Origin of the sequence: Buttiauxella sp. 3AFRM03 (assembly GCF_003675305.1) — a bacterium.
Classification (GTDB): domain Bacteria; phylum Pseudomonadota; class Gammaproteobacteria; order Enterobacterales; family Enterobacteriaceae; genus Buttiauxella; species Buttiauxella ferragutiae.
The window spans coordinates 3,256,976-3,282,732 of sequence record NZ_CP033076.1; the positions used below are offsets into that span (position 1 = coordinate 3,256,976).

At 49.8% G+C, this 25,757-nt stretch carries 23 protein-coding genes; 14 read left to right on the top strand and 9 right to left on the bottom strand.

All coding sequences use genetic code 11. The features are described 5' to 3' along the window. Positions 1-92: 92 nt before the first annotated feature. Positions 93-1,112: a LacI family DNA-binding transcriptional regulator gene (locus D8682_RS16565; protein ID WP_121814721.1), complete on the bottom strand. Its 1,020-nt coding sequence runs from the start codon at positions 1,110-1,112 to the stop codon at positions 93-95. 245 nt (positions 1,113-1,357) lie between these two features. Here D8682_RS16565 and D8682_RS16575 point away from each other — a divergent pair, with 245 nt between their 5' ends. Together D8682_RS16575 and D8682_RS16580 are read left to right on the top strand one after the other, a co-directional pair. Then, complete coding sequence (locus tag D8682_RS16575) at positions 1,358-1,900, top strand: isochorismatase family protein (protein ID WP_121814722.1); 543 nt, start codon at positions 1,358-1,360, stop codon at positions 1,898-1,900. Next, positions 1,897-2,814, top strand: coding sequence for a GlxA family transcriptional regulator (locus tag D8682_RS16580; RefSeq protein ID WP_121814723.1), 918 nt, complete (start codon positions 1,897-1,899; stop codon positions 2,812-2,814). Before D8682_RS16575 ends, D8682_RS16580 begins: the two co-directional genes overlap by 4 nt. Here D8682_RS16580 and D8682_RS16585 read toward each other — a convergent pair. Beyond that, positions 2,811-3,806, bottom strand: coding sequence for an acyltransferase (locus tag D8682_RS16585; RefSeq protein WP_064542528.1), 996 nt, complete (start codon positions 3,804-3,806; stop codon positions 2,811-2,813). The genes D8682_RS16580 and D8682_RS16585 overlap by 4 nt on opposite strands. Positions 3,807-3,948: 142 nt before the next feature. Between D8682_RS16585 and D8682_RS16590 the strand changes: the two genes are divergently transcribed. From D8682_RS16590 to D8682_RS26785, 10 genes are all read left to right on the top strand, one after another. Beyond that, positions 3,949-4,260: a YsaB family lipoprotein gene (locus tag D8682_RS16590; protein ID WP_074388509.1), complete on the top strand. Its 312-nt coding sequence runs from the start codon at positions 3,949-3,951 to the stop codon at positions 4,258-4,260. A gap of 109 nt (positions 4,261-4,369) precedes the next feature. Continuing rightward, positions 4,370-5,281, top strand: coding sequence for a glycine--tRNA ligase subunit alpha (gene glyQ / locus D8682_RS16595; RefSeq protein ID WP_064542532.1), 912 nt, complete (start codon positions 4,370-4,372; stop codon positions 5,279-5,281). Between the two features lie 9 nt (positions 5,282-5,290). Beyond that, entirely contained in the window at positions 5,291-7,360 is a 2,070-nt protein-coding gene (gene glyS / locus D8682_RS16600; RefSeq protein WP_121814724.1) for a glycine--tRNA ligase subunit beta, read from the top strand. A 331-nt stretch (positions 7,361-7,691) separates the two neighbouring features. Continuing rightward, entirely contained in the window at positions 7,692-9,917 is a 2,226-nt protein-coding gene (locus tag D8682_RS16605) for a type VI secretion system Vgr family protein (RefSeq protein ID WP_121814725.1), read from the top strand. A gap of 24 nt (positions 9,918-9,941) precedes the next feature. Next, positions 9,942-11,537, top strand: coding sequence for a hypothetical protein (locus D8682_RS16610; protein WP_121814726.1), 1,596 nt, complete (start codon positions 9,942-9,944; stop codon positions 11,535-11,537). Positions 11,538-11,564: 27 nt separating this feature from the next. Then, positions 11,565-12,727, top strand: a protein-coding gene (locus D8682_RS16615) for an IS3 family transposase (RefSeq protein ID WP_121813401.1) whose coding sequence is annotated in 2 segments (ribosomal slippage) — positions 11,565-11,826 and positions 11,826-12,727 — 1,164 coding nt in all. Because the reading frame shifts where the segments join, the coding sequence is not laid out codon by codon here. 17 nt (positions 12,728-12,744) lie between these two features. Continuing rightward, positions 12,745-13,389, top strand: a complete 645-nt coding sequence (locus D8682_RS27225; protein ID WP_370090752.1) for a hypothetical protein — start codon at positions 12,745-12,747, stop codon at positions 13,387-13,389. Further along, a complete protein-coding gene (locus D8682_RS16625; RefSeq protein WP_121814727.1) occupies positions 13,373-14,170 on the top strand; it encodes a type IV pilus biogenesis/stability protein PilW in 798 nt (265 codons plus the stop codon). Before D8682_RS27225 ends, D8682_RS16625 begins: the two co-directional genes overlap by 17 nt. Positions 14,171-14,294: 124 nt before the next feature. Beyond that, a complete protein-coding gene (locus D8682_RS16630; RefSeq protein ID WP_162303023.1) occupies positions 14,295-14,558 on the top strand; it encodes an N-acetylmuramidase family protein in 264 nt (87 codons plus the stop codon). A gap of 550 nt (positions 14,559-15,108) precedes the next feature. Next, on the top strand, positions 15,109-15,453 hold the full coding sequence (locus D8682_RS26785; RefSeq protein ID WP_162303024.1) for a hypothetical protein: 345 nt from the start codon (positions 15,109-15,111) through the stop codon (positions 15,451-15,453). A 277-nt stretch (positions 15,454-15,730) separates the two neighbouring features. Here the strand turns inward: D8682_RS26785 and D8682_RS16640 are convergent, their stop codons facing one another. The 4 genes from D8682_RS16640 to D8682_RS16655 form a co-directional block, all read right to left on the bottom strand. Beyond that, positions 15,731-18,853, bottom strand: coding sequence for an efflux RND transporter permease subunit (locus D8682_RS16640; protein WP_121814730.1), 3,123 nt, complete (start codon positions 18,851-18,853; stop codon positions 15,731-15,733). Positions 18,854-18,863: 10 nt separating this feature from the next. Then, on the bottom strand, positions 18,864-19,985 hold the full coding sequence (locus D8682_RS16645) for an efflux RND transporter periplasmic adaptor subunit (RefSeq protein ID WP_064542604.1): 1,122 nt from the start codon (positions 19,983-19,985) through the stop codon (positions 18,864-18,866). Then, positions 19,982-21,250, bottom strand: a complete 1,269-nt coding sequence (locus D8682_RS16650) for a TolC family protein (protein ID WP_064542606.1) — start codon at positions 21,248-21,250, stop codon at positions 19,982-19,984. The genes D8682_RS16645 and D8682_RS16650 overlap by 4 nt, the downstream gene beginning before the upstream one ends. Positions 21,251-21,313: 63 nt before the next feature. Further along, the gene (locus D8682_RS16655) at positions 21,314-21,586 is read right to left on the bottom strand and encodes a DUF1471 domain-containing protein (RefSeq protein ID WP_064542609.1); all 273 of its coding nucleotides are present in this window, start codon (positions 21,584-21,586) and stop codon (positions 21,314-21,316) included. 411 nt (positions 21,587-21,997) lie between these two features. Between D8682_RS16655 and D8682_RS16660 the strand changes: the two genes are divergently transcribed. Then, positions 21,998-22,270: a YdgH/BhsA/McbA-like domain containing protein gene (locus D8682_RS16660; RefSeq protein ID WP_064542612.1), complete on the top strand. Its 273-nt coding sequence runs from the start codon at positions 21,998-22,000 to the stop codon at positions 22,268-22,270. A 137-nt stretch (positions 22,271-22,407) separates the two neighbouring features. Beyond that, a complete protein-coding gene (gene zntR / locus D8682_RS16665; RefSeq protein ID WP_064542615.1) occupies positions 22,408-22,827 on the top strand; it encodes a Zn(2+)-responsive transcriptional regulator in 420 nt (139 codons plus the stop codon). A 95-nt stretch (positions 22,828-22,922) separates the two neighbouring features. On the opposite strand, the gene uspF is transcribed toward zntR, so the two are convergent. The 3 genes from uspF to D8682_RS16680 all read right to left on the bottom strand — a co-directional run bounded on the left by uspF (position 22,923) and on the right by D8682_RS16680 (position 25,478). After that, on the bottom strand, positions 22,923-23,357 hold the full coding sequence (gene uspF, locus D8682_RS16670; RefSeq protein WP_064542618.1) for a universal stress protein UspF: 435 nt from the start codon (positions 23,355-23,357) through the stop codon (positions 22,923-22,925). 189 nt (positions 23,358-23,546) lie between these two features. Next, positions 23,547-23,837 (bottom strand): HTH-type transcriptional regulator, encoded by a 291-nt coding sequence (locus tag D8682_RS16675; protein ID WP_064542621.1) that lies wholly within the window; start codon positions 23,835-23,837, stop codon positions 23,547-23,549. Positions 23,838-24,095: 258 nt separating this feature from the next. Beyond that, positions 24,096-25,478, bottom strand: a complete 1,383-nt coding sequence (locus tag D8682_RS16680; RefSeq protein WP_064542625.1) for an MFS transporter — start codon at positions 25,476-25,478, stop codon at positions 24,096-24,098. Between the last annotated feature and the right edge of the window lie 279 nt (positions 25,479-25,757).

Consider the following 25,757-nt stretch of genomic DNA (forward strand, 5'->3'; position numbering starts at 1 on the left):
CGGTGTCGTAATGATGTTTATTACGCTAAATGGAACCGGTTCCAAAGAAAAGCCAGCGATGCTTAATTTATGATCGCTATCACGAACATTGATTAGCGTACTGTGGAGCCGCGAACGATTAACTCGCCGGAAAAGACCTGTTCATAAACGCTGTCGCTGCCGCCTTCAATGCGCTTCACAACTTGCTGGAGTGCGGCGTAACCAATCTGCCAGGTCGGTTGCTTAAGCGTGGTGATGCCGACACCGGCAAGCTCTGCCCATTCGAGTTCATCGAAGCCTAACAGGCCGATGTCGCTGCCCCAGTGCAGGCCGATGCGCCGCAGTGAACGTGCAACTTGTAGTGTGAGTGCGCCGTTGGCGGAAATCACCGCTTTGCGCATACCGCGATGGCCGGAATGGAACTGGCGCAGCGTGTTGTCCATCAACTCGCCTTCGTGCAAAGGCACTTCCGCGTTTTCGGCAACAATCCCAGGGTAGCGTTTAAGCGTGGCGTGGAAAGCATTCAGACGCTCGCGGCGGGTGTTCACTGTGCCGAGCGGTTCGCTGAGGAAAAGAATGGCTTCAAACCCTTGTTCGACAAGGTGTTCGGTGGCGGTTGTGGCGGCTTGTGTGTTATCCAAACCGACCACATCACAAGCAAAATCTGGAATTTTTCGGTCAATCAGCACCATCGGTAGCGCGGATTGTTGCAGGCGGTTTAACCCTTCTTCGCGCATGCCGACAGCATTCACCACAATCCCTTCCACCTGATAACTGCGCAGCAAATCCAGGTAATGCAGCTCCTGATCCACTTCGTTATTGGTGTTACAGACCAGCGGCGTAAAGCCTTTTTCCCGACACGCCGCTTCAATACCGCTCAGCACATCGACAGAGTAAGGGTTGGTGATATCGGCGATGATCAGGCCAATTAAACGGGTGCGCCCACGTTTCAGGCCGCGCGCCATTTGGCTTGGGCGGTAATCGAGTTCGGCAATCGCTGTTTCAATGCGCAGACGAAGGTCATCGGACAACACGCTTTGCTCGCCGTTAAGATAGCGGGAAACACTGGTTTTTCCGGTCTTTGCCGCTTTCGCGACATCGCTTATCGTGGGGCGCGCAGCCTTGCTGTTCATGATTTTCTCCGAGGGTAACTTTCTGGAGAGTAACATAAATTATGCAGGCTGGTGGATGACGCTGGTGCTTATCCACCTGACCAAGGCCTGGTGTTTCGAAGGTCGGATTAGCGTGAGCGTCATCCGACACCATCTCAAAGATCTCATCTGGTCCCAAATCATCCTCACTCTGTCCGTTTTTGGTATTAGCAATACGGCCAACCCTTGTCACAATGGATTCATACCCACTGATGAGGAGTCCGAAAATGTCCCGTTCCGTTCTGATTAATATCGACACACAACAATCTTTCTTCCATCGCGATTTCTGGCAAGAAGACGATTTTCCGGCATTCCAGCAGGCCATTTCACAGCTGATTTCCGGCTGCCAGGATTTGAATATACCGGTGGTGGATATTTTCCACGTGAGTGATGAAGGCCCGTTCTCGCTGGCTTCCGGCTATGTTAAAGCCATGCCTTTCTTGCAACATCAGGCTGATGTGGCTTTCCAGAAACACGTTCACAACGCATTTACCGATACCGGCCTCGATCATTGGCTGCGTAGCCGTGATATTAACCATCTGATTATCTGTGGGATTCGTACCGAGCAATGTTGCGAAACGACCACGCGGGTGGCGTCTGATTTGGGTTATCGCGTTTCATTTGTTAGCGAAGCGATGCTCACCTTCCCGATGAGCTGGAAAGGGGTTACGCTGGATGCCGCAACTCTGCGCCACCGTACTGAAACCGTGCTGACGGGGCGTTTTGCGCAAATCCAAACCGTTGCCGAGTGCCTGGAGTCTTTATCGTGAGTATTGGGGTCTGGTTCGTTGTTTTGCCTGGTGTTTTATCCCTCGACTTGACTGGCCCAGCCGAAACGCTGGCGCTGGCAGGCGACGCTTTTCACCTGCATTTCATCGGCCCGGACCCACAAGTCACCACTTCAATTGGGCTGAATTTTTCGGGTATCGAAGCGCTACCGGACAGCTTCACGCCAGGTAGCCTGCTGGTTTTGCCCGGCGTGTGCGATTCAAATCGCTACTTTGAGACGCCACAAGCCGAACAGGTGCGCCGTTGGCTGACGCGCCTGCAACCGCAAATTCATAGCCAGCAACTCAACTTGATGTGTGTCTGTTCCGGTTCGTTGCTGGCGGCGAAAGCGGGGCTGATGAACGGCGTGCAATGCACCACGCATCACGATGTATTGGTCAGATTACGTGCCGCCGCACCCACCGCGCAGGTGAAAGATAACCGTATTTTCGTTGAAGATCGGGGTATCTGGACCAGCGCGGGGATTACTTCCGGGATTGATCTCTCGCTGCATCTGATTAACCGCTATTGCGGCCCCAAAGCGGCGCTGGATGTAGCGCGTGAAATGGTGGTGTGGTTCCGCCGTTCGGGCGACGACCCGCAATTATCGCCGTGGCTGCGTTACCGCAACCACATTCACCCGGCGGTGCATCGTGCTCAGGATTTGCTTTCTGCGACACCCGAATCGGCGTGGGATGTGCAGGAAATTGCCGACAAAGTGCATGTCAGTTCACGCCATTTGTCGCGGCTTTTTCAGCAGCATTTGGGGATATCGGTGCGGGATTATCTGGAGCAATTGCGCCTGGCGGTTGCCGAACAGCGCTTGTTGCAGGGGCAACGCATGGAGCAGGCGGCAGTTGCGGCGGGCTTTTCGTCGCCACGCCAGTTACATCGCGCCCGCGCCCGCAACGCTTAACTCACCATTTTACGGGTATCAATGCGCTGCAATGCCATGGAAAGCAGCAAACTTCCGGCAAGCGTCGCGCCGAAAATCCACAGAATATCCAGCACCGGCGAATTTGTTATTTGATAACCATGAGTGCGTAAGAAGTGGATGATCAGCGCGTGGAAGCCGTAAATGCCCAGCGAATGTCGCGAGATTAACGTCAGCCCAGGCAACGGGCGGCCATTCAGGCAATTCTTCACCAGCACCAACAAGCTAATGGCGGCGATAAACACCAGCGGCCCACAATATACGTAGAAGGTGTCGGCAAAATTACCGTTCACTTCCAGTTGATGACGTGTGCCCGTCGAAATCGAAAAAATGCACAGTGCAAACAAGCCCGCAGCCAGCCCGCTAATCCAGCGTTTATCCGTTTCCAGCATGCCAATCGCACGCCCAAGCAATCCATACAACACGTAATAAAACGTGTCGCCGCGGATGTATAAATTAATCGGTAGCCATTTCACGCCCGCCAGCGTTTGCGGAACGGTATTCGGGTTGGCAATCACGCCAAGTAACACCATCAGGCCCAGAATTGTCACCGCGTTAACTTTCTTCACCTGAATCAACGGTGAAAGCAGGTAAATCACCATGATCGCAAAGAAAAACCACAGGTGATAAAACACCGGTTTTTGCAGGATGTAGCGCAGTGAAAGGCCGGCGTTGATTGGGGTAAACAGCTTGATGTAGATGAGCGCAATCACGCTGTAAAACAACAAGCAGGTGGCGATCCGCAAAAAGTGGCGCTGCTGCGCACTGCGTTCACCAAAAAAAAGATAACCCGAAATCATGAAGAAGAGGGGAACGCTAACGCGAGAAGCTGAGTTCAGCACGTTCGATAAATCCCAACTAAATGGCGTGACAATCTTCGCATTGGTGATGTACCAGGTGGTGGTGTGAATCATCACTACCATCAGGCATGCAATCCCGCGCAAGTTATCAATCCAGTTAATTTTCTGCTGCATTCGTTCCTCTGAGTACTGAACAGGTATAAATCTGAGTTTGCATTTTCCCTCTTGTATGGCGCCATGTGGGTTTGCAGAATATGAAATACCTGTTAATTATTGATTAACAGAAAAGATTTTAACGTACAGTTAACGAATGATGATGCCAAAAATAAAAAATAGCCGATGGGCGCTAGCTTTAGCAGCCTTGTTCTTGAGTGCTTGTAGTTCGCCGGAGCAGCAAACACAGTATGCGCAAGTCGCGCAACACCCCACAATTCAGGGGGTAGTGATGATCGAAACCTGCAAGCAGGAAGCTGCACATCGTTACAACACGCAGGCCCAGCGCATCAGCGTGGTGGATTTTAAGCAGTACCAGGGAAGCTATGAAATTCTTGGCAGTACCACGCGCCGGGAGGGTTTTACCTGCTCTTTTGACGAAAGTGGTCAGTTTTTGCACCTTTCATCTACATAAAGCCGCAACACAACGTCATCAGCCTGAGAATGCAGGCTGATTATCTTCCCATCAACAGGTATACTGGTCGCTTCCCTTTTTAACCCTCTCGAACGCGTGCGAAATCAACATGCAAAAGTTTGATACCAAGACCTTTCAAGGCCTGATCCTGACTTTACAGGACTACTGGGCTCGCCAGGGCTGCACCATTGTTCAACCTTTGGACATGGAAGTCGGCGCCGGCACCTCTCACCCAATGACCTGCCTACGGGCTTTAGGGCCAGAGCCGATGGCGACTGCATATGTGCAGCCATCTCGCCGCCCTACCGATGGCCGCTATGGTGAAAACCCGAACCGCTTACAGCATTACTATCAGTTCCAGGTGGTCATCAAGCCTTCTCCAGAAAACATTCAGGAGTTGTACCTTGGGTCGCTTAAAGAGCTGGGTATGGACCCAACTATTCATGATATTCGCTTCGTAGAAGACAACTGGGAAAACCCAACGCTGGGTGCCTGGGGTCTGGGCTGGGAAGTGTGGCTCAACGGTATGGAAGTGACGCAGTTCACTTACTTCCAGCAAGTGGGCGGCCTGGAATGTAAACCTGTTACTGGTGAAATCACCTACGGTTTAGAGCGCCTGGCGATGTACATCCAGGGCGTAGATAGCGTTTACGATCTGGTGTGGAGCGATGGCCCGCTGGGTAAAACCACCTACGGCGACGTGTTCCACCAGAACGAAGTTGAGCAATCAACTTACAACTTCGAACACGCCGATGTGGACTTCCTGTTCTCCTGCTTCGAGCAGTATGAGAAAGAAGCGCAGCACCTGCTGGCGCTGGAAAACCCACTGCCGCTGCCTGCTTACGAACGCATTCTGAAAGCCGCGCACAGCTTTAACCTGCTTGATGCCCGTAAGGCCATCTCGGTTACCGAACGTCAGCGCTACATTCTGCGTATTCGTACTCTGACCAAAGCTGTGGCCGAAGCCTATTACGCTTCTCGTGAAGCGCTTGGCTTCCCGATGTGCAATAAGAACAAATAAGAGGCTGCCATGTCTGAAAAAACTTTTCTGGTGGAGATCGGCACTGAAGAGCTGCCACCAAAAGCCCTGCGCAGCCTGGCGGAATCCTTTGCGGCGCAAGTAACAGCGGAGCTGGATGCGGCGAACCTCGCCCACGGCGAAGTGAAATGGTTTGCAGCACCGCGCCGTCTGGCGCTGAAGATTGCTAATCTGGCTGAGTCTCAACCAGACCGTGAAGTTGAAAAACGCGGCCCGGCAATTTCTGCTGCTTTTGATGCAGAAGGTAAGCCAAGCAAAGCCGCTGAAGGTTGGGCGCGTGGTTGTGGCATTACGGTTGAACAGGCAGAGCGTCTGGCGACGGATAAAGGCGAGTGGTTGATGTACCGCGCCCATGTTAAAGGCGAAAGTGCGCAAGCCCTGCTGCCTGCGATGATTGCCACCGCGCTGACCAAACTGCCGATTCCAAAACTGATGCGCTGGGGTGCAAACGATACCCACTTTGTGCGTCCGGTGCACACTGTGACCCTGCTGTTGGGCGCGGAAGTCATTCCCGCTACCATCCTTGGGATTGCATCCGATCGCGTGATTCGCGGCCACCGCTTTATGGGCGAGCCGGAATTCACCATCGACAACGCCGATCAGTACCCTGAAATTCTGCTGGAACGCGGCAAAGTCATTGCCGACTACGAGCAGCGTAAAGCGGTAATCAAAGAAGGCGCTGAAGAAGCGGCTCGCAAAATTGGCGGAAATGCCGATCTGAGCGAAAGCCTGCTGGAAGAAGTGACTTCGCTGGTGGAATGGCCGGTTGTTCTGACCGCGAAATTTGAAGAGAAATTCCTCAAAGTGCCTGCGGAAGCGCTGGTTCACACCATGAAAGGTGACCAGAAGTACTTCCCGGTTTACGCAAGCGACGGCAAATTGATGCCAAACTTCATCTTCGTTGCCAACATCGAGTCGAAAGACCCGATTCAGATTATCTCTGGTAACGAGAAAGTTGTGCGTCCACGCCTGGCCGATGCCGAGTTCTTCTTCAATAGCGACCGTAAAAAGCGCCTGGAAGACAACTTGCCGCGTCTGGAAACCGTTCTGTTCCAGCAACAGCTCGGTACACTGCGTGACAAAACCAACCGCATCGAAGCCCTTTCAGGCTGGATTGCTGGCCAGATTGGCGCAGACGTAAACCACGCAACTCGCGCCGGTTTGCTGTCCAAATGCGACCTGATGACCAACATGGTGTTCGAGTTTACCGACACCCAGGGCGTGATGGGCATGCACTATGCGCGTCACGACGGCGAAGCTGAAGACGTTGCTGTTGCGCTCAACGAGCAATATCAGCCACGTTTTGCAGGTGATGCACTGCCGTCTAACCTGGTGGCCTGTGCTGTGGCAATCGCCGATAAAATGGATACCCTTGCGGGCATCTTCGGTATTGGCCAGCACCCGAAAGGTGACAAAGACCCGTTTGCTCTGCGTCGTGCCGCTCTTGGCGTTCTGCGTATCATCGTTGAGAAAAACCTGCCGCTTGATCTGCAAACTCTTACCGAAGAGGCCGTACGTCTTTACGGTGATAAGCTGACCAACCAGAAGGTTACCGACGAAGTCATCGACTTTATGCTGGGCCGTTTCCGTGCCTGGTATCAGGAAGAAGGCCACAGCGTAGATACCATCCAGGCTGTTCTGGCTCGTCGTCCAACTAAACCAGCAGATTTTGATGCGCGCATGAAAGCGGTGTCGCACTTCCGTACTCTGGAAGCGGCAGCAGCACTGGCGGCAGCCAACAAGCGTGTTTCCAACATTCTGGCGAAGTCAGACGAAGAGCTACAAGATCACGTACGTGCTTCGGTTCTGAAAGAGCCAGAAGAGATGGATCTTGCTCGTCAGTTGGTTATCCTGCGCGACAAACTGGAACCGTTCTTCGCCGAAGGCCGTTACCAGGAAGCGTTAGTGGAACTGGCTGCGTTGCGTGAACCCGTGGATATGTTCTTCGACAAAGTGATGGTGAACGCAGAAGATAAAGAACTGCGTATCAACCGTCTGACGCTGCTTGCCAAACTGCGCGAGCTGTTCTTGCAGGTTGCGGATATTTCTCTGCTGCAATAAGCGTTGTTTTGACATTTGAAACGCCTCCGACCTTGATGGCCGGGGGCGTTTTTTTTGGTTTGAGCTGATGTGGCTGAGGGCGTGCAGCGGATTACAGGACTGCATGTAACCTTCAATATCTCGTTTAATTCACAACGCGAATTTCATTATCTGATTCATACAAATAACCAATTAAACTATTGATATTTAATTATTTTATTTAGGGTTTATTTGATTTTCAGCCTGAAGAATTGATGGCTATCACATTATAAAAAACCAGACCTATTATTCTCCTTCACCTGTTAACGATGTTTATCATTTGTCCGGCATTCTGTCGGCCCAGGGAAGGATCATGTCATTAAAAGGACTGCGTTTCACACTGGAGGTGGAAGGGCTGGAGCCGGACACCTTTGCGGTGGTGAGTTTTCGCCTGCTGCAGCACAACTCCGCTGCATTTGTCCTCGATGCTGACGTCGCCAGCCAGTCTTTCCGCCAGACGGCTGACCCGTTGCTGGAGAAAAACGTCACCCTGACGCTCTGGCAGGGGCAGAAAGTCCTGCGCCATGTCAGCGGCATTATTGCCACCTTCGGCATGAGCGAGCACAACGGCTGGCAGATGCAGTACACCCTGCGCATTCATCCTCCCCTGTGGCGCTGCGGTCTGCGCCAGAACTTCCGTATTTTCCAGCAGCAGGATATTCAGACCATCACCGCCACGCTGCTGGCAGAAAACGGCGTCACCAACTGGACGTCGGTGTTTTATGAATCCCATCCGGCCCGCGAGTTCTGCGCCCAGTACGGGGAAAGTGACTTCGCTTTTTTATCCAGACTGTGGGCCGAAGAAGGCATTTTCTTCTTTGACGACGTCTCCCCGGAAGGGGGGCAGCGGCTGATGCTGACTGATGATGTGACCGGCCTGCGCAGGATGCAGGATGCCTTTCCCTTTAATCCGAATGTATCGACTGGAACCACCACGGAGCACATCAGTGTGTTTCGTCACGAAGCGGGTATCGCTCCCTCCACTGTCACCAGCCTGGATTACACCTTTAAGATGCCGGACTGGCCGGGGGGCTATCGCCATAAAGCACAGAGCCTGAATGGCCAGCGCTCGCAGTATGAAGTTCTGGATTATCCGGGGCGTTTTAAGGATGAACAGCACGGCGAAGATTTCACCCGCTATAAACTGGACGCCTGGCGTAACCAGGCCGAAACCGCCACCGGCACCAGCAACTCTCCGGCGCTGTCGCCGGGCGTGCGCTTCCCCCTTTCCGGCCACCCGATAAAAAGCCACAACCGGCAATGGCAGGTCATCAGCAGTGCGATGACCAGTGAGCAGCCACAGGCGCTGCACGGCAGTCGCGGCGAGGGCACCACCCTCACCAACCGGTTTGTGGCCATACCGGGAGACCGCACCTGGCGCCCGAATCGCCCGCAGAAACCAAAGGTCGACGGCCCGCAGAGCGCGGTGGTCACCGGTCCGCCGGGGGAGGAAATTTTCTGCGACGAACACGGGCGGGTGCGGGTGAAATTCCGCTGGGACCGTTATCACGGCGAAACAGAAGACAGCTCGTGCTGGATACGGGTGTCGCAGGCGTGGGCCGGTGCCGGCTTCGGTCACCTGGCGATACCGCGTGTCGGCCAGGAAGTGATAGTCGATTTCCTCAACGGCGACCCGGACCAGCCCATCGTGATGGGGCGTACGTATCATGAAGATAACCGCTCACCAGGTAGCCTGCCGGGGACGAAAACCCAGATGACCCTGCGCTCGAAAACCTACCAGGGCAGCGGGTTTAACGAACTGAAATTCGACGATGCGACAGCTAATGAGCAGGTGTATCTCCATGCGCAGAAAAACATGGATACCGAGGTGCTCAATAACCGCACCACTGATGTGAAAGTCGACCACACCGAGACTATTGGTAATAACCAGAGCATCACCGTCGGTCTGGGGCAGACGGTGAAGGTCGGCAAAGAGAATGCCGGCGGGCATGACCAGAACATCACCGTGGCGCACGACCGCAGTATCACGGTACGCAATGACCAGACCCTGAAAGTCACCCGTGACCACACCGTGAATACCGGCCGTGATGACGCGCTGTATGTGGCAAATGACCGCAAAGTAACAGTCGACGGCAGCCAGGCGCATAAAACCACGAAAGACCACCTCAGCCTGGTGGAAGGTAACCACAGCCTGGAGGTCAAAGGCGACCTGGCCCAGAAAGTGGCGGGTGCGCTGGGCACGGATGCACAGGGCGATATCGTGCTGCAGAGCAATACGAAAATCACGCTGCGGGTGGGAAGTTCGTTTGTGGTGATACACCCCGGCGGCGTGGATATCAGCGGGCTGAAAATCAACCTTAACAGCGGCGGCAGACCGGGGGATCCGGTGCACACGCAACTGCCGGCGGTGTTGAGTGCGCTGGCAGATGAGGGAGATGCACCCGTTGAGCCGCCGCAGGATGGTGAAAGGAGCAGCGGTTACGGAAGTGGTGGAGGCGGCTCGGGAAATGGAGAGGGGCCAGAGGAACCGGACGAGCCGGAAAGTGAAGAGTCCGGCGTTTGGTTTTTCTTTTCATAATCGCATAAGAGCAGGGAGAGTAAGATGAAAATGGTATTACCTGTTGACGGATATCGTTCGGCCAGGGAGTTAATGGAGGCCATGCAAGGTACGCAAGGTGATACGTACTGGCTGCTGAAACCCGGTGAATACTGGCATGGAGGTATTCACTTTTATGATGGTTTTGCGGATAACGCTGTCTACAATCCGGAAAGTCATGGGCTGAAATGCATGACTGATGGACAGGTAGTGGCCTGGCGTCTGAATGATGCTTACCAGACTGCTAAGTACGGTACGGAATCACTGAAATTTAGCTCGACGTTTGTGCTCGTTAAATCCACCTGCATTCCGGACAACAATAAACCCGAGAACGCTCTGGAGTTTTACACCCTGTGGATGCAGATCGCACCGCTTTCTGAATACGGTGCAGAATCCCCCACTGCCACAGTTACTGCCAGTTCGCTTAAAGTTCGCGAGGATAATCCGGCTGAAGGCTGGGTGCGTGCCGGTCTACCGGACGGAAATGTTGCTGATGCTGGTCGCAACTATGAGGCTCCCCTGGACACCGAAACCACTTTGCCACGCGGAAGTGTCGTGGAGATTGAGGAGGAAGCGACGTTCCTGCTTAATAATCAACCGGCCCCCTTCATGTTTGTTCGGGTTAAATCTGTGCCGGACGGGAAAGAATCCGGTCTGGCAGCAGGTGGATCAGGATGGGTCTCCGGTCTGGATAAATACGTCAGGCGCGGTGCCAGCAGCCTGCCTGCGTGGATGCAAAGGGCCCGTGAGCATGGTGTATTTAACCAGGCCGTATCTGGCGAAAGCATCGAAGTAAAAGCCGGTGAAGTGATAGGCCATCTGAGTTATCACGAGCGTCCTGAGGCGGGTTCGCAGTATTTCTGTCATCTGGAGGTCTTCAGCCAGGATTCACGTATGGGGGATTTTCTGGCGAATAAAGCAGGCGTGACGAGTGGTGCAGCAGAATTGCATACGCTGGCGGGTAAGAAGCTGTGGAAGTACAACGAAGAGAGTGCGGCATTTGAGGTGGCGGGTGTTGGCGGGGCGACCCTTTTTTCGAAAGCAGAACGGCTCACAACTGAAAGCGAGTGCCAGAGTAAAGAATCAAACGGAAAAACCTGGTACGAGATTCCCGCAGAGTCGGCATGGATGTCAGCAGATGATGTGGAGAAGGTGAGTCAGTTTGACCTTGAGAAACGAGGTTTTATCCGGCTGGAGCAGAATGAGGAACCTCAGAGTCTCTTCCAGACCCCGGAAGAAGGATGGCTGCGTCAGACGTTTGGTCGGCTGGAAGAGCTGACCCGAAGTGATGCCGATGACACCTATTCGTCGGGAGATGCTGAAAGCTATAAGAAGTTACTTCAGCAGATGGATATGAATCAGGATGGTTTGATAGATACCAACGAGTTATGGCGGTACCTGCATAATAATCAGGCAGATATACAATATCAGGTACAACGTCTGGTGGTGAAGCATCACAGTGAATGGCTGAAGGATGGTATGTCGGCGTTGTGGCAGGCGGCTCTGGATGAACAGGAAAAAAGCTACCCTGAACTGGCATTGTATAATAAGGAGTACGTTAACATGATCCTACCCGCGAATAGTGGACACGAGACTAAGTGAGTAAACTCTCAACCAGAGGTGACTCACATGACAAAAACAGTATCAACCAGCAAAAAGCCCCGTAAACAGCATTCCCCTGAATTTCGCAGTGAAGCCCTGAAACTCGCTGAACGCATCGGTGTTGCTGCCGCTGCCCGTGAACTCAGCCTGTATGAATCGCAACTTTATAACTGGCGCAGTAAACAGCAGCAACAGCTCTCATCCTCTGAGCGTGAAAATGAACTCGCTGCTGAAAATGCTCGTCTCAAACGCCAGCTGGCGGAACGGGACGAGGAGCTGGCCATTCTCCAAAAGGCCGCGACATACTTCGCGAAGCGCCTGAAATGAAGTATGTCTTTATTGAAAAACATCAGGCTGAGTTCAGCATCAAAGCCATGTGTCGCGTCCTCCGGGTGGCCCGCAGCGGCTGGTATGCGTGGGCTCAGCGGCGTGCGAGGCTAAACTCACGCCAGCAGTTCCGTCTGAGTTGTGACAGCGCCGTGCACGAGGCTTTTCACCGGGCAAAACAGCGCTACGGCGCACCGCGCCTGACCGATGAACTGCATGCTCAGGGTTACCGCTTCAGCGTGAAAACCGTGGCAGCCAGCCTGCGTCGTCAGGGGCTTCGGGCGAAAGCGTCACGGAAGTTCAGCCCGGTCAGTTACCGCGAGCATGACCTGCCGGTGTCGGAGAACCTGCTGAAGCAGGATTTTTACGCCAGCGGTCCAAACCAGAAATGGTCGGGTGACATCACCTACTTACGTACTGATGAAGGCTGGCTATATCTGGCTGTCGTCATCGATCTGTGGTCACGTGCTGTTATCGGCTGGTCAATGTCATCGCGGATGACGGCACAGCTGGCCTGCGATGCGCTACAGATGGCGTTGTGGCGACGTAAGCACCCGGAAAATGTCATCGTTCACACCGACCGTGGTGGGCAGTACTGCTCAGCGGATTATCAGGCGCTACTGAAGCGGCATAACCTGCGCGGTAGCATGAGTGCAAAGGGTTGTTGTTACGATAATGCCTGTGCAGAAAGCTTCTTCCACTCACTGAAAGTCGAATGTATCCACGGTGAACGCTTTATCAGCCGGGAAATGATGCGGACGACGGTGTTTAATTATATCGAGTGTGATTACAATCGGTGGCGTCGCCACAGTGCCTGTGGCGGACTCAGCCCGGAACAATTTGAAAATCTGAATCTCGCTTAGGGCCGTGTCTGCATTACGTGGGTAGGATCAGTCGGGGGCCTTTAACTGTATCTGGCGGACATGGGGATGCCGGTGGTGTTTCCTACGGCTCTTACCAAATGACAAGCCAAGTAAAAATTACAGTTCGTGGTATAGAGAGAATAATAATTGGTGGCACGGTTAAAAAATTTGTCAATGATGATTCTTTTATATGGAGGAATGAATTTACCGATTTAACTCCAGGTTCTGCAGATTTTACATCAAAATGGCGAACGGTTGTAACTAGAGAGGGTGATGCATTCAAAGTAATTGAGCATGAATTTATCAGGAAAACTCACTTTGATAAATTAGTAGATTATACTCTTGAAGAAACCGAAGTGGATGTTAGATATCATTCGCACACTCTCAATGATGTCGTGTGGTCTACATCAGTGCAGCATGGGCCAGAAAATAATGTCATTATCAATGTTATTAAGTCACTGGGTGGAACAGCTTCAGAAACAAGAGATTATGATAGAAATCTTATTATTGCCATTTATACCGAAAGAGGGAAGAAAAAAGCGGATGGAAATCTTGTGTACTTTTCTCGAAATTTACCAGAGGTACAGGCCGGTGTAAGTGCTAGGTTTGTAAGTGAAAAATCTGAAGCTTTAGGGAGGTTAGATAATGAAGTGGGTTATTAGTGTTTTTTTATTTTTGATTTTTTCTTATGCAAATTCTAGTGTTGTTATATATAAAAGCACTACAACTCTTCTTGGCTTGGAAAAATCTGGTCAAAGAGATTTAATATCATCGACTTTGCTTGGTGGAAGTATTGAGTCTGGGAGTTCATCTCCTGCAGATTGTGTAGTAAAATTTAAACTAAAGAAAATTCCTGAAGGGTTTTCTGCTTCTTTACTACCATTTTATTCTGATACTATGGGGTATTCTGAAAAAGAACAGGACAGTGTATTATTCGAAATTAATAGAAGTGACAGAAGTCACATTATGCTAATTTCGGAGGGATTAGATGTTTGTCCAATAGGCAGTAATTTTTCCGGAGACTATGAGGTAATATATAAAAATGTTTTTGGTTACAATGATTATTTCGATGAATTAATTAAGGTTAATTATTTCAATGCATTGAGGTTTTTCAAGGTGCATAATGTGTCCTCTGCAGTCAACTCGCTTGAGCCATACATGGTTGAGTCCTTGGTTAATAATTATTATAATGTTGATATTTATAACGACTATGGTTTTTTTTTACAGCAAAATAATATGCCAGACGAAGCTGTGAAGTATTTAACTGTTGTAATTAATAGAAGCCCAGGCAGAATTCCCGCCTATTTGAACCTGGCTGATTCATATTGGGATGCTGGAAATAGAGCAGAAGCGAAAGTGAAATATAAAAAATATGTTGAACTAATGCAGGGGCTTGGGCAAAGCAAAAAGATACCTCAAAGGGCAATTGACAGGACGCTGTGATTTCTTGAAGTGTATTCGAATCTGGCAAAGTATAATATGGTGTATATTAACAAGCTGGTGTGGTTGAAGGATGTGCCGAAGATCCGCAGCAGTGAAGCCTCGGCATATGCATCCGGTGGTATTTTTGGATGCTTTGAGCAATATTTCTCTTCCAGTTACACCCATTAATGGAAAATTGGAGTCTCTGGAATTTATAACTTTCTATGAAGGGGACACGATAGATGACTCTGATTATCAGTCAGCGGTTATGAGCTTATCTTGTGAAGTTGCTGCTATAAAAGCAGTTGCTCAAAGTGAGACTGATAATTCCGGGAATTACTTCAAATTTCAAAATGATGATGATTATGTCTCAGCTATTCTCTTAGAAAGGCATCGCTTCAGTAAATAAGTGGGCATATAATTCCCAATCAGATATTTCTAATCCTGGCACAAATGAGTATTTTTCTTGCAATACTATCAAAGGGGCTGCAACCTTGAGCATGGCAAATAATCGGTTAATTTATAGGATGGCAGGGGATAAAGTCAGGTTTGAATTTAGCTCAAACTCACCTGCATACAATAAATTTCGCTATAATCATTGCTCTTGCTTCCAAACTGATTATTTGGAGATAAGTTTTATTAATGGTGAATATAAATGTTTCATATTTAGTAAATACGAAGATAACAAAAAAGAACAGGGGGTGGCTGTATTCAATGTGAAATTAAATAAGGAGTACAGATACAATTGTATCAAAACAAAGACTGATAACTTGAGTGATTTAGCCAGTAAATTACAGAGTGATAAAGAAAATTCCCTTGGCTGTCAGTGAAATGCATGATTATGAGTTTATTTGCTACAGAAAATATTCAAAATACTGTTAGTATTATAGAGTGTAGGGCATACAACAGATTCAAATTTTGCAAATAAAGTGATTAGTATGATGAGAGGGCGGGTGACGATGAAGACTCTATTGCTTTTATTTCTTTTAGTATGTTCATTTTCTTCGTGGGGAGAGTGTCATGATATTAATTCTCGTGCAGAAATATACCAAAACGTCATCTCTACATCTGAGTCAGGTTATGTTGTGAGTGATAATGCTCGAGTTTATTTCTATAGTGCTCCTGATGAGAGATGTAAGATAAAAGACCTTTTTATAATTCACGGGGATTTAGTTGATGTGTATTCAGAATACAAAGGGTTTTTATCTGTTATATTTTTCAAAAAAAATGGAGAGACTGTAGATGGATGGGTTCATTCGAATTCAATAAAACCTACTGGAACAGGAATTGGCCCAAGGGAATAATTCTGAATCATCAAACATGCTAAGGAAATAACGCCAGTAGTGTATATTCTTCGGGTGATACTGAAAGCTATAAGAAGTTACTCCAACAGATGTCACTCTGTCCTAAAATCAGTTCAGTACAAAACCAGCGATTTTCGTCTTGCTGATTCATAGCTAGCTGAGAATGGCGAGCTGTTCTTGCAGGTTGCGGATATTTCTCTGCTGCAATAAGTGTTTAGCGGTTATAAAAATTAACGGGGAATATCGTAAGATATTCCCCGTTGTTATTTGTTGCTAGTTATTGAGCATCCAGTTCCTTTTGGGCAGCAGCATTGCGCTTCATATGCCAGTTCTCCGTCATTTCATACAGCAGCGGCAGCAAGAATAATGTCAGAGCTGTGGACGTTAATAACCCTCCGACCACCACCGTCGCTAATGGACGCTGTACTTCGGCACCGACGCCGCTGGAAAGCAGCATTGGGATCAGCCCCAGTATCGCGACCGTCGCAGTAATCAATACTGGACGCAGACGCTGAACCGCACCCAGTCGGACAGCATCGCGGATACTGGCTCCTTGTTGTCTCAGTTCGTTAAAGAATGACACCATCACAATCCCGTTGAGCATTGAGACACCAAAGACGGCAATAAATCCGACCGAGGAAGGAACCGACATATATTGTCCACTCAGGAACAGGGAAAGAATTCCTCCCGTCATGGCAAACGGAACGTTCGCGATGATGAGTGTGGCATGTCGCAGAGTTCCGAATGCGGTGTAGAGCAGAATAAAGATCAGCCCAATGGTCAGCGGCAGAATCACAGACAGTTTGCCCATCGCGCGTTGCTGATTTTCAAAGGCTCCACCCCAGGTGCTCCAGTATCCCTCCGGTAGCGGGTTGTTTTTCTCAATGGCCTGGCTGGCTTCCTTCACAAAGCCGTCAATATCACGCCCTTCAACTTCCATCTGTAGCACGACGTAACGTTGTAGCCCTTCCCGGCGCAGGAAGGCGTACCCTTCAGCCAGCTCAATATCCGCAACCTGCGACAGCGAAATCAGTTGGCCTGACGCCCCACGTAGCGGGATAGCGCTGATAGCTGAAACAGACTCCCGGTAAGGCGCGCTAAATCGGGTCACCAGATCAAAACGAGCGGTTCCTTCGATGATGCTTGAGATGCTCGCACCGCCAATACCGGACTCCACCACATCCATGATGTCGCTGGTATTGATGCCATAACCCGCCGCTTTTTCACGATCGACGCGGATAATCACCTGGGGTTTACCCTTGCTGGACTCCGTTGAAAGTTCTTCTACGCCCGGGATTTTATTCAGTGTGGCCTGGATTTGCTGGCTCAGGGAATCTAGTGTGGCGCTGTCCGGTCCATAAATTTTCAGGGCCAGAGTGGCGCGGATCCCCGAAATCAGTTCATCGACACGCATCTGAATCGGCTGTGTTGCACTGAACAATGCCCCTGGATGTTTTTCTTCAAGAACCGCCTGGATGTTACGGGCCAGTTGGTCATAAGAAATGTCTTCAGGCCAGTTTTCCCGCGGGTTCATCGTCAACAAAACCTCCATTGAATTGACGTCTGCGGTTTCGCCTTTTTCGGCACGTCCAATGGTGGCGACCACATCTTTCACTTCAGGGAACTGGCCACGAATATCATCAGAAACTTTGCGCGAGAGTGCCAGCGTACTGTCCAGTGATGTGGATGGAATGGAAGTGATCCTGAACATCAGACTGCCTTCCTGTAATTGGGGCATAAAGCTTTTCCCCAAAAATGGAAACAGTGCCAGGGAAAACAAAAACGCGGTCAGCGCGATGCTTATTGTCGCTTTCCTGCGTGATAACACTTTGTTCAGTAACGGTTGGTAGCCTGCAGTAATCCATCTGACTATGCGGGTTTCATTTTCATGTGCGGGCTTGAGCAACAGCGACGACAGCACAGGCACGATGGTCAGCGAGAGAATTAACGACCCCAGCATCGCGAAAATAATCGTCAGCGCCATCGGGCGGAACAGCTTGCCTTCAAGCCCATCGAGCGTCAGCAGCGGAGTAAAGACCACGACGATAATTAAAATCGCAAAGGCCACCGGTATCGCCACTTCCCTGGCGGCTTCCTGGATTTGCAGCGCGAAGCTGTTTTTCGCGCCACTGGCATGATTGAGCGCCAGCCTTCGATGGATATTCTCCACCATGACCACTGCACCATCCACCATCATGCCGGTACCGATAGCCAGACCTGCCAGCGACATCAGGTTTGCTGACAAGCCGAATTGTTGCATCAGAATAAAGGCTATCAGCATGGAGCCGGGCAGGGTGATAATCACAATCAGCGCTGAACGGAGTTCCCCGAGGAACAAAAACAGGACAATGGCAACCAGCAAAGCCCCTTCCAGCAGCGCGCTTTGTGCCGTTTTCAGCGCCAGATCAACCAGGTTTGTTCGATCATAAACTGTTTTCAGCGTGACACCTTCAGGCAGCAGTGAATTCACCACTGTTGAGATTTTGTCCTTTACACCATTAACGACATCACTGGCATTTTCGTTAATGCGCGACAGAACCATCCCCATGACGACTTCCTGCCCATTTTGGGTGACCGCACCTGCACGAACGGCTGGTGTGAACTCCACTTTGGCGATATCCCGAATATAGACCGGGTGGTTACCGGCACTTGTGATGCGCAGACCAGCAATATCGGAAAGACTTTCCAGCTGGCCATAACCACGAACCAGATACTGTTCCTCACCGATGTTGACGCTTTGTCCACCGGCCTGGCGGTTATTCCCTGCAAGCACCGGGAGCACGTCAGCCAGCGTGATGCTGTACAGCGCCATTTTTTCCGGATCGAGGGTGACCTGATACTGTTTTTCATTTCCGCCCCATGAAACCACATCATCCACACCTGGCACCGTTTTCAGGATCATCCTGATGGTCCATTCCTGGAGTGAACGTAATTCCATGGTGCTGAGGCCGGAATTACCCGCATCCAGGGTATACCAGAAAACTTGCCCCAGTCCGGAGGAGTTGGCTCCCAGCACTGGTGGGCTGTACCCCGCCGGGAGCGAGTCCCCGATCTCCTGAAGTTTTTCACTGACCCACTGGCGAGCAAGATAAATATCCGTGTTGTCTTTAAAATTGATACTGATGTAGGAAAGGCCCGCCAATGACATTGAACGGATTTGTTCCACATTGGGTAACCCGGCCATATTGCTTTCTACCGGAACGGTGAACAGCTTTTCAATATCTTCGGCGGCCAGGCCAGAAGCTTCTGTATAGACATTCACCTGCACCGGCGTTACATCGGGGAAGGCGTCCACGGGGACGCTTCGGAATGCCATGACGCCATAGCCGACAACGGCCATAAACAACACAATGATCAGCAGCTTGTATTTCAGAGATAGGTTTATCAACGAACCGAGCATGTGTGTCTCCTTAGTGCCCGCCAGCCGTTTCTGCGATAAGCAGTCGGGATTTCAGATCGTAAGTCTGGTTAACAACCACACGGTCCCCGGGCTTCAGCCCACTGGTAATTTCTGTCCTGTCCAGACCCTTTTTCCCGGTCGTAACCTGGACGGGTTGATATTTATTTTCACCATTTGCGACAAATACCGACGACTTGCCATCCATCAGTGTTAATGCAGAGTCCGGTACGCTGATGACTGGCTTAGGGGGGTTATAACGGACATAAGCGGTGACCTGCATTTCCGGTTTCAGACGTCCATCCTCGTTATTGACGGCAATATAGGTCGCAAGGGTGCGGGATGAGGAATCAAGGGTGCCGGCAGTACTCACAATCTGACCGGAAAATGTTTCGTCGGGCCAGGCACTGGCCTGAATACGCACCGTGGCTCCAGGCTCGAGGAAACGAACCTGAGATTCCGGCACATTGGCAGTAATCAGTACGGTGCTCAGATCACTGAGGGTAAACAGAACGTCTGCGGGGGTGACGGCTTGCTCCTGGCGGGCCGTTGTGGTCAGAACGGTGCCGCTGAAGGGGGCGGTAATTGTCGACAGCGAAGCTGATTTACCGTTGGAGCCGAATAATGTTTGTCGGGCCTGTGCCGCATCAAATTCGGCTTTTGCTTGCTGGTAAGCAAGCGTCGCAGCAGTCAGATCGTTGCGAGGGATTATCTCTTCTGCCATCATTTTTTGTTTACGCTTGAGCAGTTCAGAGGCGGCATTGAGTGCTGCCCTGGCCTGCTTAACGACATTGTTTTCATCACGAAGCTGTATGCTGTCCAGGGTCGCGAGAGTGTCTCCTTTACTCACTTTTTTACCCGGAAGAGCATTAACAGAAGTGATCCAGCCGTTTATCCGCGAAGAAATGGTGGCTGAACGTTGGGGATCTAACTGGATGGTGGCCAGCGCTCGAAACTCGTTGGTCATCGGGGCAGGGCCGATAGTTTCGAGCAGGACTTCCTTCGGAGTAGACACAGTCTCCGCTTCTTCTGAATCGTCGGGTGATGCACTGACTGCTGGGGAAAAGAAACCTACAAAAACAATAAAATACAGTGCGGATGGCAAACGGCGGTACTGCGCATTATTCTGAGTCATGGGAGCTCCTGTCCACTCCAGTTAGCGATATTTTCTAGTTTCAGACGCGTTGTCTGGTACTCGAGAAGTGTGTCTAGCCTGGTGCGTTGGGCATTCAGGATCTGTTGGCTGGTCAGCAAAACATCTGGCAGGCTGCTTTGCCCATTTTCCTGTGCCAGCAGGGTGAGCTGTTTGTTCATGTCTGTAGCTGGCAGGACCTGTTGATTGAGGATCCGTACCCTGTCTTTCAGGTTGTTCAGCTTGTCCCATTGATTTTTAAGAGTTTGCTGTTGTTCATTCTTAGCGGTGTTGATGGCCAGACGTGAACGCGTCACCGCGGTGGTCGCCTGCCCGATACCCGCCTCGTTTCGCTGAAATAGTGGAAGCGGTACGGAAATCGATAAGGTGGTCAGATCTTCACGGCTGTCATCCGGCCCATCCTGCGAATAGCTGACGCCAAGGGTGACATCCGGGATCCGAGCTGCTTTCTGGAGTTCCAGCTCAGCAATGGCACTTTTCTCCTGCCATTCCAGCGCCGCGAGTTTAGGGCTCTTTTCTAGCCGCGACCCCAGAGAAGCGTAGGTATAGGGGAGGGGTTTGGCGGTTGTGTCGAAATCCCCTTTCATTTCAGGTATCGCGTCTTCAGAGGTCAGCAAAAAACGCGCAAGTTCGTTGCGGGTGTCCTTTAAGTCTTGTTGGGCGGTTAGTAACTGGTTATTGGCAAGCTGGCGCTCAATGGTGGCAACGTTGTTATCCAGGCGGGTGGCACTACCTGACTGCCGTTGCCGGGACACCACAAGTTCTGCTCGAGAAAACAACTCAACGGCCTCTCTTTCCAGACGGACTTTTTCCTGCAAAGTCACAATCTGGTAGAACAGCGTTGATGTGGTCAGCAATACCTGATTTCGCGTATCCAGCGACTCCTCCCGGAAGGCACTCATGGCGAATTGAGCTGATTCCTGTCGGTATCCTTGTTGCCCCGCAATTTCAAATGTCTGGGAAACACCCGCGCCCCATTCAGTTTGTTGAATATTGTCAGGGTTACCCGCCACAGAACGTCTTTTTCCGCTATTCCCATCGATGACCGGATTGTTAAATAACAGCGCGTCAGCGGATTCTGAGCCTCCTATTAGTGAGCTCAATTGCGCTTGCTGATCGGGTGAGCTGATATTATTTTTGAGTGCATATTGTTGAAGTTCAGAAAGGGTAGGAGGAACCGTTGTTGCTGCCAGAGCAATGCTTCCCGGAGCAATAAAAATAAACAGTGTCAGCGTCCAGATTCGCATATCTCTCTCCTGGTAAGAACAGACATCCCATATCGGTGATGCCGGTGATTAAATAAAATAGAGTTACTGGGATTTATAAAGCACCGCATTTGCACTCCATTTACTGCTATCACCAGGGGTGGTTAGTCTTACAATCGAAAAGTAATCTGCTCCAGATTCTTCAGCTCGTGTTTTTATCGCGGCAACCGCTTCTTCTGAAGACGGTTTACCAGAAACTGAAATGTGACCTATTTCCTGATAAGCCTTTGCTTCATTGTTTTTAATTTCTGTCGCCGAAGAAGCGGAGAAGGAAATAGAAAATAACAACATGGTTAACGCAGCAGTTTTACGAATCATAATGCATCCTTTTCAGGTCATGATGGAGGTAAGCATAATGATAGCCATCTGAACCAACTCCAGATTCAATATAAAAGTCGTGTATTTACCTGGCTTTACATTTTCTGAATGTAGAAAGTGTGTTTATTGTTGAGTAAGCAAGTATGAGAATTAAGTAAACCAAAGGTTTTCACAGGGTTTATGAAGGGTGTTGTTGTTTAAAGTGTTTAAAAATAATGTGTTAGAGTTATTTATGATTGTTGTGTAGTCATATTTATAATGAAGATTCTCCATAATTGTCATGATTGTGAAAATTAAGTTAAATATAAATAATATGCTATTGAAACTAAAGTTAACTCCAATGTTATGGTGAAAAAACAGCGAACTGCTGCACATTTAAAAATAAATAATCATATCGTAAGGAAAGAGAATATGTTCAAGAAAATAATGCTAACCACTGCCGTCATCACTTCCGTGATATCACTCCCTTCATTTGCTGCTACAGAAATCTCATGGGATGAAACCAGCAAGTACGTTCATGTTGGTGATATTTCTGTCGGGGGTAAATATTTTTCACCCGATGATGCTAAATCTAATATTAATATGAAGGCGGCTGAAGCCGGGGCTGATTATTATTATGTTAGCCGATTCACGCGTGGTAATACGGGGTTTGGGGCTAATGCAGTGTTATATAAAGAAAAATAACAGTTAAAGTAAACGGGGGCCGTTAATACCTGGTCCCCTTTTACTCTTCATTTTTTACTATCAAATTAAACCCCCACTTTCTTTATAGAAAGTGTGCGGATAACTGCTGGCATCAGATATATAAGGAAAATAATGATATGTACCGCATCGGGGAATTAGCAAAGTTGACGGGTGTAACACCTGATACGATTAGGTATTACGAAAAGCAACATTTAATGAACCATAATATCCGTACCGAAGGTGGTTTTCGTCTGTATGTGGAAAATGACCTACAACGACTACGGTTTATTCGTTATGCCCGCAACCTGGGATTTACCCTGGATTCGATTCGGCATCTACTTGCTATTCGAATCGAACCCAATGATGACGGTTGCCATAATTCCAAAAATATTGTCCAGGCACGGTTGAATGAAGTTGAGGCGCGTCTTGAAGAGCTCCAGGCTATGCAGCGTTCATTGCGAGATTTAAATGATATTTGCTGCGATAGCGATCACTGCATCACTTATTGCACGATTCTTGAAGCCCTTGAACAAGGTGCTGAAGGCGGTAAGTCTTGAGTGTTGTAGGGTGGATGAGCGATAGCGTCATCCACCCTTTGCGCCAGTTTTGTCGCTTATCCGGCCGACGAAGAGGTTTGAGGCTGCTGCTCCGTTCAGCGAACAACCAGTACCGAGCACTCGGCGTGACGCACCACTGCCGCAGAGTTTGAACCAAGAAGATAAGTGGACATACTCGGTCGGTGGGACGCCAGAATAATCACATCCGCGTCAATATCTTCGGCCAACTGCAGGATATGATCTTTCGGTGTGCCGCTCAGCACGTGCTTTTTCACTCTGTCGCCAGGTAAGCTGAACTGCGCGACAATCTCGCTCAGCGTTTTCATGGCGGCCACTTCCCGTTCTCTGGCATCGGGCGCAATCGACGTGTAACCCAGGCCGTAAGAGGCAAAATAGGTATAGTCAGGGATGACTGCCAGGAAGTGGATCGTGGCGTCGTCTTGTCTGGCATAAGCTTCCACATGCGGAATGACTTGTTGCGTCAGCTCCATTTCAGAAATATCGATAGGAACCAGGATTTTCTTAGACATACAACCTCCTTTTGTTTTCTCGTAAATAACCCTCTTTAAGTTATGGATTAGATTTGTTATTTGAGGAGTGATACAGGTCCGGTTTTTTGAGATTGCCGCTTCGTTTCATACTATTTTAGTAGCTTCCAGAAACAACAAACCCCGCGTTAACGGGGTTTTGATTAAGGCATTAGGGTACAAAGTACTTAATCATTCCATCAATTGCTTACTGATAGTGGGATTCGCCTGCATTAAGCGCATCAACTTCAGTTCGGTCGTGGAGGGTCTGAGTCGTTTTGATTCCCACTCCTGCACCATGGCAACACTCACACCCATCGCACGGGCAAAATCATCAATCTTAAGCCCGGTACTTTTTCTTAACTGCTCAAACTCAGAAAATGCATTGGGCTTATCATTAAGAGCCATCGTTTGTTGTTTATCTTTAAAAACAATCTGCTCAAGGTTACTTAGTAGCTCATACATTGGATCTTTATATTCCATCGAGTACTCCTCATAAATCACACAATGGATAGTGAACACGTAAGAAGCTCATTAAGAATAGTTCGAAAAAAAGTGTGACGATGCTTTCGAGGCTAACTATTTTTAAACATAAAGGGGCTTATGCGTTTCAGCAAAAAACCTAAGCGGCATAACGAATTGAAAACGCTGCGTACCTGGGGAATGAGTATAAATTTGTAAATGGTTAGATATTTTATGCAAAAGGGCGGGACTAGCCCGCCGCAGTTGAAAGATTTTCCATCATGCTTTTTGCGTAACTTTATCTAGCTCATGGTTTTCTGCACGGTTTTCACCAGGAGTACGCTGGCCTGCCCAGGATTTCACCAGCAGCGCGGTGGCTGAAAGTATTGCCGGAATCGCCAGCAGCATGAAGATGGTTTTGAACGACAGTTCAGCCTGCATCAGGAATGCGCCACTAAACGCTCCAAGGATCCCGCCGAAACGCCCGAGCCCTAACATCCACGCAACGCCGGTTGCACGCCCCTGGGTTGGATAGAAACCTGCCGCCAGTGCTGGCATTGAAGATTGCGCGCCGTTCATAATCGTCCCGGCGATAAACACCATCACGCCCATCAGCACCAGGCTTGAAGTGGAGAAGCCCACCAGGCAGACGAACAGCCCGGTCAGCAAATAACCGACTGCGACGACTTTGTTCGGGTTCAACTTATCCATCAACGCGCCAATAATTAGCACGCCAATACCGCCCCCGAGTGGGAACAGCGCCGTGATAATCGACGCCTGGCTAAGTGTTGCGCCTGTTTCACGAATCAGCAGCGGCAGCCAGCTGGTCAGGAGATAGAAAATCAGCAAGCCCATGAAATAAGTCAGGCACAGCATTAATGTCCCTACCAGATAACGTGGCGAGAAAATTACGCCCAGCGCGGTTTTATCTTTGATGTGTCCACCGACTTCGTTGAGCACAAAGCGCAGGTTTTCACCTGATGGAAGTGGCGCGATGCGTCGCAAAATAGTGGCGATATCTTTCTGTGGTTTGTTTTTTACCACCAGGTATCGTGCTGATTCCGGCAGCCAAATCATCAGTACCACCGAAAGAATCAGTGGCATTACACCGCCCAGAACCAGCACGCTTTGCCATCCGTAATGTGGGATCATCCAGGCGGAGACAAAGCCGCCCATTGACGAGCCAATCGGGAAGCCAACAAACATCAGGTTCACCAATAAAGCGCGTTTACGTTCCGGAGCGTATTCCGACATTAATGTTGCTGCGTTTGGCATTGCCGCGCCCAGGCCCAGACCTGTGAGGAAGCGCAGTAAGGCGAGGGATGTCAGACTGGTGGCAAAGGCTGTCAGAAGGCTGAAACCGCCAAACACCAGAATCGAAAGTACCAGCACTTTTTTACGCCCAATGCGGTCAGCCATCGGCCCTGCGGTTAATGCACCGACCGCCAACCCAACCAGTGCGGCACTCATTACCGGGCCGAGGTCAGATTTCTGCACGCCCCATTCCTGTACCAGGTCGGAGGCGATAAAACCAATAATCGCGGTATCGAACCCGTCCAGCGCGACTGTGATGAAACACAGCACGAGAATCATCCACTGGAATTTGGAAAACCGATTGTTGTTTATAAATGCCTGAATATCAGTTGTTGTTGTCTTTGTCATAAGGCAAGTCCTGAAGGATGCTGAGGTGTTCGATTATCGAACAAAGATTCGTTAATCGTTCGTTAAATCAAACCACTCAACAGGCAGTTGGGCAATCATCCCACGGGTGTTTGTGTGCGATTATCGTACTGATTCGGCGGGCGGCGTCGGGCGTTGAAAAATAAACGCTTTAGTATTAATAGCTTGAAAGTGGTTCAACGCAGGTGTCATGTCATCGGATTTGTGAGGAGTGTAACAATTAAGCAACATTAGTTCGCGAAGAGGTGGAACAACCATCAA

Bases quoted from the DNA above. Each gene is read 5' to 3' on its own strand.
- D8682_RS16605 (WP_121814725.1), top strand. From the start codon at position 7,692: ATGTCATTAAAAGGACTGCGTTTCACACTGGAGGTGGAAGGGCTGGAG.
- D8682_RS16590 (WP_074388509.1), top strand. From the start codon at position 3,949: ATGCCAAAAATAAAAAATAGCCGATGGGCGCTAGCTTTAGCAGCCTTG.
- zntR (WP_064542615.1), top strand. From the start codon at position 22,408: ATGTACCGCATCGGGGAATTAGCAAAGTTGACGGGTGTAACACCTGAT.
- D8682_RS16610 (WP_121814726.1), top strand. From the start codon at position 9,942: ATGAAAATGGTATTACCTGTTGACGGATATCGTTCGGCCAGGGAGTTA.
- D8682_RS16640 (WP_121814730.1), bottom strand. From the start codon at position 18,853: ATGCTCGGTTCGTTGATAAACCTATCTCTGAAATACAAGCTGCTGATC.
- glyS (WP_121814724.1), top strand. From the start codon at position 5,291: ATGTCTGAAAAAACTTTTCTGGTGGAGATCGGCACTGAAGAGCTGCCA.
- D8682_RS16650 (WP_064542606.1), bottom strand. From the start codon at position 21,250: ATGCGAATCTGGACGCTGACACTGTTTATTTTTATTGCTCCGGGAAGC.
- D8682_RS16585 (WP_064542528.1), bottom strand. From the start codon at position 3,806: ATGCAGCAGAAAATTAACTGGATTGATAACTTGCGCGGGATTGCATGC.
- D8682_RS16655 (WP_064542609.1), bottom strand. From the start codon at position 21,586: ATGATTCGTAAAACTGCTGCGTTAACCATGTTGTTATTTTCTATTTCC.
- uspF (WP_064542618.1), bottom strand. From the start codon at position 23,357: ATGTCTAAGAAAATCCTGGTTCCTATCGATATTTCTGAAATGGAGCTG.
- glyQ (WP_064542532.1), top strand. From the start codon at position 4,370: ATGCAAAAGTTTGATACCAAGACCTTTCAAGGCCTGATCCTGACTTTA.
- D8682_RS16625 (WP_121814727.1), top strand. From the start codon at position 13,373: ATGAAGTGGGTTATTAGTGTTTTTTTATTTTTGATTTTTTCTTATGCA.
- D8682_RS16565 (WP_121814721.1), bottom strand. From the start codon at position 1,112: ATGAACAGCAAGGCTGCGCGCCCCACGATAAGCGATGTCGCGAAAGCG.
- D8682_RS16680 (WP_064542625.1), bottom strand. From the start codon at position 25,478: ATGACAAAGACAACAACAACTGATATTCAGGCATTTATAAACAACAAT.
- D8682_RS26785 (WP_162303024.1), top strand. From the start codon at position 15,109: ATGAAGACTCTATTGCTTTTATTTCTTTTAGTATGTTCATTTTCTTCG.
- D8682_RS16660 (WP_064542612.1), top strand. From the start codon at position 21,998: ATGTTCAAGAAAATAATGCTAACCACTGCCGTCATCACTTCCGTGATA.
- D8682_RS16575 (WP_121814722.1), top strand. From the start codon at position 1,358: ATGTCCCGTTCCGTTCTGATTAATATCGACACACAACAATCTTTCTTC.
- D8682_RS16675 (WP_064542621.1), bottom strand. From the start codon at position 23,837: ATGGAATATAAAGATCCAATGTATGAGCTACTAAGTAACCTTGAGCAG.
- D8682_RS16645 (WP_064542604.1), bottom strand. From the start codon at position 19,985: ATGACTCAGAATAATGCGCAGTACCGCCGTTTGCCATCCGCACTGTAT.